The organism is Mycobacterium sp. (genome assembly GCF_035623875.1).
Lineage (GTDB): Bacteria > Actinomycetota > Actinomycetes > Mycobacteriales > Mycobacteriaceae > Mycobacterium.
Window position 1 is genome coordinate 1 of record NZ_DASPSP010000076.1, and the last position, 7,409, is coordinate 7,409.

Annotated in this window: 7 protein-coding genes; 2 read left to right on the forward strand and 5 right to left on the reverse strand. The window is 65.2% G+C overall.

Translation table 11 applies throughout. The features are described 5' to 3' along the window. Nucleotides 1-131: hypothetical protein (locus tag VEI45_RS26435; protein WP_414687413.1), on the reverse strand; the 131-nt coding region annotated here is incomplete at its 3' end. A 154-nt stretch (nt 132-285) separates the two neighbouring features. On the opposite strand from VEI45_RS26435, the gene VEI45_RS06600 reads away from it, so the two are divergent. Then, nucleotides 286-1,152, forward strand: coding sequence for a 3-hydroxyacyl-CoA dehydrogenase family protein (locus tag VEI45_RS06600; protein ID WP_324851294.1), 867 nt, complete (start codon nt 286-288; stop codon nt 1,150-1,152). A gap of 8 nt (nt 1,153-1,160) precedes the next feature. Here VEI45_RS06600 and VEI45_RS06605 read toward each other — a convergent pair whose 3' ends face one another. Together VEI45_RS06605 and VEI45_RS06610 are read right to left on the reverse strand one after the other, a co-directional pair. Next, a complete protein-coding gene (locus VEI45_RS06605) occupies nt 1,161-2,576 on the reverse strand; it encodes an NAD(P)/FAD-dependent oxidoreductase (RefSeq protein WP_324851296.1) in 1,416 nt (471 codons plus the stop codon). Next, nucleotides 2,573-4,354 (reverse strand): DUF3556 domain-containing protein, encoded by a 1,782-nt coding sequence (locus tag VEI45_RS06610; RefSeq protein WP_324851298.1) that lies wholly within the window; start codon nt 4,352-4,354, stop codon nt 2,573-2,575. The genes VEI45_RS06605 and VEI45_RS06610 overlap by 4 nt, the downstream gene beginning before the upstream one ends. A gap of 137 nt (nt 4,355-4,491) precedes the next feature. On the opposite strand from VEI45_RS06610, the gene VEI45_RS06615 reads away from it, so the two are divergent. Next, nucleotides 4,492-5,772 (forward strand): PucR family transcriptional regulator, encoded by a 1,281-nt coding sequence (locus VEI45_RS06615; RefSeq protein ID WP_324851300.1) that lies wholly within the window; start codon nt 4,492-4,494, stop codon nt 5,770-5,772. A gap of 51 nt (nt 5,773-5,823) precedes the next feature. Here the strand turns inward: VEI45_RS06615 and VEI45_RS06620 are convergent, their stop codons facing one another. Beyond that, nucleotides 5,824-5,976: a hypothetical protein gene (locus tag VEI45_RS06620; protein ID WP_324851302.1), complete on the reverse strand. Its 153-nt coding sequence runs from the start codon at nt 5,974-5,976 to the stop codon at nt 5,824-5,826. Nucleotides 5,977-6,158: 182 nt separating this feature from the next. Continuing rightward, the gene (locus VEI45_RS06625; RefSeq protein WP_324851304.1) at nt 6,159-7,373 is read right to left on the reverse strand and encodes a helix-turn-helix domain-containing protein; all 1,215 of its coding nucleotides are present in this window, start codon (nt 7,371-7,373) and stop codon (nt 6,159-6,161) included. Between the last annotated feature and the right edge of the window lie 36 nt (nt 7,374-7,409).

Sequence of the window (7,409 nt, forward strand, 5' to 3'; positions counted from 1 at the left end):
GCGCATCGATAGACGACGCCGAAGCCGCCCCGTCCGATTTCCGCCGCATCTTCAAAGCCCGCGTCGCGCAGTTCCGCGGGAATGTCAGGGACCAGATTCCGCTGCGACGCATGCTGATCGACGTCGGCCATCAACGGTCACCTCTGTTACCAGCAAATATCGCCGATCCCATGGACTGACTATGCCATCGAATCGATCGCACCGTGTTGTCTACCGTAGACAACACCCTGCTCGTCTTTGTGGCATAGCGACGGTGGACAACCAGCCGCCGCTTAGCATGCATGTGTGACTGGTTCGTACACTTACACTTTCGAGGACATCCGAAACCGGCCCGTCGCGGTGATCGGAGCGGGGACGCTGGGGCGGCGTATCGCGCTGATGTTGGCCAGCCGTGGGGGAACCGTGCGACTCTTTGCGCGGCGCGCCGAACAGCGCGCCGAAGCGATGCAGTACGTGACGGAAAACCTGCCTGGGGTGGTCGCCGACCGAGGCTTCGGCGAAGTGGGCGTCGCGTTGGGCGCGGCGTCGCTGGAAGAGGCGTTGGACGGTGCCTGGCTTGTCGTTGAGTCGGTCCCGGAGAAGCTCGAACTCAAGATTCCGCTATGGGGCGAAATCGACCGGGCGGCACCGGCGGACACCATCTTCGCGACCAACTCGTCGTCGTACCCCTCGCGGCTGATGGCCGAAAAAGTCCGGGACAAAGCGCGTTTGTGCAATACGCACTTTTACATGCCGCCGGAGGTCAATGGGCTCGACCTGATGTCCGACGGCGAGACCGATCGAGGTCTGCTCGACACGCTGCTGGCCGTTCTGCCTGAGTTCGGCGTCTACCCCTTCGAGGCACGCCGGGAGTGCACCGGCTTCATCTTCAATCGCATCTGGGCCGCCATCAAACGCGAGTCGTTGGCGGTGGTCGCCGAGGGGGTGGCCCGTCCGGAGGACGTCGACGGGATGTACAAGCTCAATCTGCGCGCGCCGGCCGGGCCGTTCCAGTTGATGGACCTGGTCGGCCTGGACGTTGCTCTCGACATTGAGAACCACTACGTCGAAGAGTTCCCGCACCTACCGAAGAACGCGCGGGACTTGTTGCAGACCTACGTCGACGCGGGCAAGCTCGGCGTCAAGACCGGCGAGGGCTTCTACAAGTACTAGCGCTCGCGCTACCTGGCGAGGTAAGCGAGTGCGAGCTGAGCGGCGTTGGCGCCGCACATGCCATGCGCGCCCGGTCCCGGTGGGGTGGCCGCCGAGCAGATGTACATACCCGGCACTCCAGTGGTGTACGGCGACAATGTGATTCGTGGTCCGAATGTCAGCTGACGAATATCCTTGGCGCCGGTCATGATGTCGCCGCCCACGTAGTTGGGGTTGTAGGTGGCCATCTGCGTCGTCGAACGAACCGTATGTCCAACGATGCGTTCCCGGAAACCCGGGGCGAACCGCTCGACCTGGGCGATGATCGCCTCGGTCGCGTCGCCGGCGTAGCCGTTGGGTACGTGCGCGTAGCTCCACACCGGATGCGTATTGCCCACCGAGCGTTGCGGATCCGCCAGGTACTGCTGACCGACGAGCACGAACGGCCGCTCCGGCATGCGTCCGGCGTGGATCTCTCGCTCGGTCGCGGCGAGTTCGCGATAGGTCCCGGCCAGGTGCACCGTGCCGGCCCGGTGCGCGTCCGGGTTTGTCCACGGCACGCCGCCGTCGACGGCGAAGTCGACTTTGAAGGCGCCTGGACCACGCCGGAACCTGGTGAAGGCGCGAGAAACTCGTCGTGGCAGACGGTCCCCGAGGATCCCGGCGACCGCAGTGGGCGCCAGGTCGAACATCGTCACGTCGGCAGGCGGCAGCTGCGACGCCGACTGGACCGGGACACCGGTCTCGATCTTGCCGCCCAAATCGCTCAGCAGCGCCACCATCGCGTCGGTGATCGACTGCGATCCCCCTTCGGCCACCGCCCAGCCGTGCCGGTGGCCGGCCGCGATGATGCCGATCCCGATGGCGGAGGTCATCGGGTAGTGCAGCGGCCGGAAGGCATGGGCCGCAACGCCTCCGAACAATGCCCGGCCCTCATCGGTGCGAAACAGCCGCGCGAACGTCGACCCGGGAAGCACGGTCGGCGCACCGAACCGGGCCAGCATCAGCGGATGATGGGGGAATCGCAGCAGCGGCCGCATGATGTCCTCGCTGAGTGCGTCGAACCGGGCGGCCGGATACCCGAACGCGAGCCGCCACCGCGACCCATCGCGACCCAGACCGGCCGCAGTGTCCGCCACCGAGCGGTGCAGCACTCCGGCACTGCCGCCGTCGAGGGGGTGGACACAATCGATCTCCGGCCAGCGCCACGAGAGGCCGTACCGCTGCAGGTCGAAGCTGCTGAGGAACTGCGAGCCGACGGCCATCGGGTGGATCGCCGAACAGTGGTCGTGCAGCAGGCCGGGGATGATGGCTTCGCTGCTGCGAGTGCCACCGCCGACCTCGTCGGCGGCCTCGAGCACGGTGACCTGCACGCCTTGGGCGGCAAGGGAGATGGCGGCAGCGAGCCCGTTGGGCCCGCCACCTACCACCACTGCGGTATTCATGCCAGCGCTCCGTGACCGTGCTCCGTGCCACGCAGCGACCAGGTCACCTCGGTCGGGATGGGCCCGTTGGGCAGCCACGGCTGCTCCTTTACGGCGTCGGCCACTTTCCAGGTACCTCGCTCGACGACGCCCAAGGCGGCGTCAATCAGCTGGTAGTGCTGAACGCCGCTGCCGAATGCCTCCGACTCGACCCAGGCGATGACGCACTCACCCGGCTCGAATCCGGCCTCGCGCTGCACGGCTTGGATCATGTCTGCATCGTGCATGTGGCCGTCGCCGAAGTTGAACCCGATCAGGGAGTTGCAGATGAACTCGCCTTCCCGCACGGACCGTGTATCGATGTCGGGCAGGTGGCTCAGCAGCAGCGAGAAGAGGCCGCGGCCCTGGCTGTGCATAGTGCGCCACGCGATCGTCCTCTGCGCGGTGATCTCGGCCCACTGCGGTTCGTAGCCGAACGCGATGAACTGGTCGACCTGGTTCCGTGTCGAGCGGGTGACGCGGTCCAGCTTCGCCTCCGCACCCGGCGCGAAAGACCACACCGCAGACGCCCAGTTGCCGGCGTACTGCCGCAGCGCGGGCAGGAAAGACACCTTGTCGGGTCGCAGGTTGCCCAGCACGGGGAAGAACAGCAGCGCGGCGGCGATGACGAGAGCCAGCCAAGGCGGCGACATGTTCCACGGGGCGTATCCGCTCCAGTTCGGGAAGCCGAGGAACAGGAAGATCGTGGTGTAGGCGAAGACCACGTTCCATTCCAGCGGCACCGCCAGCGGGAAGGTCGAGATGATGAACAGGTGGAACCCGACCATCAACAGCGCCGCAACCAGCGTCACCCACTTGTTGGTGGAGAAGAACAGGACCAGCGGAGCCAAGATCTCGACCGTGGTGCCGTTGACGTGTGCCATGAAGTCCGCCAGCCGTGACGGCAGCAGGTTGCGCGGGAAGTCACGGTAGTGCGCCCGCCGCACCCACTTGGGCGCGAAGATCGTATTGCTGACCATCGGCGGAATCACGTTGGAGAAGTGCTTACCGAACTTCGAGAAGCCGGCGCCGACCCACACCACCACGATCAGTATCTTCAGCGCGATGATCATGTTTGTGAATGGCAGAACTGCGAAGAAGAACAACGCCGGGAAGTACTGCTCGCCGCGGGCGGCCAGGAAGATGGTTTTGTCGCGCAGGCCGATCAGCACCAGCAGCGCCATCGGCGCGATGAGCAAGGCCGGGTTCACCAGGCCGGATGTGTTGTCCGGCACCGCCTTGGAGAGCGAGTCGCTGTGCACGCCGTGTGACAGCAGCGGGGCGGCGAGGCTCACCAGCAGTGCCAGGTAGAGGGCGATGTCGAACCAGGTGCGCCGGTCGCCGTTGGTGAACGGCACCCACTTCCACGGGCGCAGCCGGATGGTTCCCGGTCGGGCCCAGAACAGGATGCCGCCAGTCATCGGCTTGATCTTGCCGGCGAGCGGACCCCACGATCCGGCGACGCCGATGGATTCCAGCAGCACGGTCCACAGGATGACCTTCTGGTAGACAATCGGTTGGTTCCACCACTGGGTGACATGCCAGAAAGCGGGCAGGCCTGAGGTCGCGGTCGCAACGGTGATGCCTCCGATCGCGAAGAACACGATCAACTTCACGATGTAGATGGTGTGGACCATTCGCGGTGCGCCGAAGCCGTTCTCGGCCCATTCGACGGCGAGAATCCGCATCCGCTCCATCAGCGGCTTCTTCAGAAAGGTGTCCGGATCAACATCCGGAAGGTAGGGCTTGGTGAATCCCATTATCTGTCTCCTTTGACAGTTGTTTGCAGAGGGTGTCGCTCACAGTAGGAATTGTGCGCCGCCTGATACAGTCGCGGGTCAACAAAACCGCGCGGCAGTCTTATCGCCGGACGACAACCGCGTCTAACGTCATTGACGTGAAGAAACCACCTCTTGCCAGCGATGTCGCGGTGGACAGTTACGTGGCCGAGGTCGCCGCCCGACTGCTCGACCGGTTGGGCGACGCGTCGTCCGTCATTCATCGCGCCCTCGAGGACCAGATCCCGGAGCTACCCGGCGATGCGGCGCTGGTGGAGTTGCTCGGGACGAGCGTCGTGGGCAACGTTGACACGCTCTTACACGCGTTGCGCTACGACATCGCGGTCGAGCGTGTCGAGGCGCCCACCGCGGCGCTGGAGTACGCCCGCCGATTGGCGCAGCACGGGGTGCCGGTCAACGCGCTGGTGCGCGCCTATCGGCTCGGTCAGCGCCAGATGAACGAGATGGTTTTCGCCGAATTGCGGGCGATCGACATAGCGGAATCGATGCGGGTGGCGGTAATCGAGGCCATCACCGGCACGATGTTCGAGTACATCGACTGGATGTCGCAGCAGGTCGTTGCCGTCTACGAAGACGAACGCGAACGATGGCTGGAGAACCAGAACAGCCTTCGGGGTCTGCGGGTGCGCGAGATTCTGGCCGGAAACAAGGCAATCGATGTGGATGCGACAACCACATCAATCCGCTATCCGCTGCGGTGGCATCACCTGGGGCTGGTCATGTGGTACCCGGGCACCGAAGGCGACGAGCTCGCCCGGTTGCAGGGGTTCGTCCGCGATCTGGGCGAAGCTGCCGGCGCCGCCGCCGGCCCGCTCTTCGTCGCCGCCGACCGAAGCTGCGCATGGGGTTGGCTACCGTATCGTGCCGCGGTGACCGAGACCGCGGCCAAGGTCCGCGAGTTCACGCTCGCACGACCGGATTCCCCAAGTGTGGCGATCGGGACCATGGCCAGCGGTGTCGACGGATTTCGTCAGTCACACCGCGAGGCCGAAACCGCTCGCAGCGTCGCGGTGATCGCGAAGCGGCCGGAGCCGACGGTGATTGCGGCGACCGACCCGGGCCTGTCCGTTATGGCGCGTCTTGGCGGCGACGTGTCCGGTACCCGCGATTGGGTGCTGGCCGTACTCGGTGACCTCGCCGCCGACAACGAGAACGACGCGCGGCTGCGCGAGACGTTGCGGGTGTTTCTGGCTTGCGGTTCCAGCTACAAGGTCGCTGCCGAGCAACTCAACTTGCACTTCAACTCGGTGAAGTATCGGGTGGGCCGCGCCATCGCCCGGCGCGGCCGCGACATCGGCAGCGAGCGGCTCGACGTCGAACTCGCGTTGCTCGCCTGTCACTGGTACGGCCCCGCGGTTCTGCAGCCCGGCGCCCCATAGACCAAGCCGGGGCCACACCGGAAGGTGCGGCCCTGGCTGGGATGCCAAATTTCAGGCGGCGGCTGGAACGGCGAACGGGCGAGGTGCCAGGCCGGCCGGCCAATTCCGTCGGTAGGTCCGCGCAATCGCGTCGACGGCGGTGATGCCGGCGGGGAGGAGCACGGGGAAGAGGATCATCAGGAAGATGATGGCGGGCAACAACATGGCTTTACCTACATTTCTTTGATTGGGTTGGCTTGTGGCACTTGCTAATTCGGGGATTAGCCGGTGGTCCTAGAACGCTGCGGTGCGTTCATAGGGGAAAATTTAGCTACCCCACCGCGGCGCGGCGACGTCGCCAGCCAACCAAGTTGAGGCGGATTGTTGTCTTCCGGCGACAAAGCCGCTCAGGGCAGCCGCTGCTCGACCTCGAAGGCCAGGCAGAGTTCGGCAACATCCTTGGGCCGGGAAAGCGACCGGCCGGTCAACTCCTCGATACGGCGAAGACGATGCCGCACGGTGTTGGGATGGCAGAAGATCTTCTCCGCGGTGTCGTTGGCGGAGCCTCCCGCCTCTAACCACGCCTGGAAGGTGTCGAATAGGATCGTGCGTTCCGCGGGTGGCAGGTTGTCCAGTCCCTTGAGCAGCGACGACCTGATCTTCGCCATCACCTCGGGCGCGCTAACCGCCGCGACGGCAAGGGGCGTGTCGTCGAACACCGTGACCAGCGAGTCGCCCGACGCCCTCCCGGCTAACGCCAACCGTGCGAATCGCAGCGCGTCGCCGGTTTCGGCCAAGTCGTGGAACGGCGGGCTGATGCCGACCCGGACCGTCGCGGCCTGGCGGAGCACTGAAATCAAAGTGTCGATAGTGTTGCGTATCCGCACGTGAACGATGCCGACGTGTAAGTCCGGCAGTAGCCGCCACGCCGACCGGATGTCGCGGGTGGAGAGCTTGTTTTCGATAGCGGGCAACCCCAGTTTCCCGATCGCCGGCAACTCGGCTGCCACGACGACGTACGGTCCGGAGGTGGGTAGCCGCAGCAAGTCGGCGGCCTCCCAGAGACTTTGCATGTCGGTTATCCGCCGCGACAGCAGCGCTTCGACCAGCGCCGACCGCTCTTCCTCCTGCTCCAGAATCTGCGCGGTCAGCTGTTGGCGGTAGGCGCTGGACATCGCCTGGGTGAAGGTGTCCTGGGCAAGAAAGACGCGCGCGGTGGCGTCCAGGATCGATTCGGTGGGTATTCCCGCGGCCTGCGCGGCGGCCAGGGTTTCCTCCCACATGAACCGGAAACCGATCCGGTAGGCCGTCATCACCGCCGGTAGCGGCGTACCGGCGAGTGCGCGTGCGCTCCCAGTGTGCTCGGCGGGCAAGACGTCAACGTCTGCGTGCCCGGCAAGTGATTCGAAGACAAACGTCAGGTTTGCCTGACAACTTGCACGTACCTCGTCTTTGGTGACGACGGTGCCGTCGCGGTACGCGTCGATCTCGCGGAACAGCCGATCGGCCAGCGCCTTGCCCAGTTTCGGCGCGCGGGCCAGCATGAGCTTGCTGAGCTCAACGATGTGCGGATCAGGGTCGGCGCCACGCCGGACACTGTCGGCGTGCGGTACCGCGCTCATATCCCAAAACCATAGGCCCGCTCACTGGCGAATGTG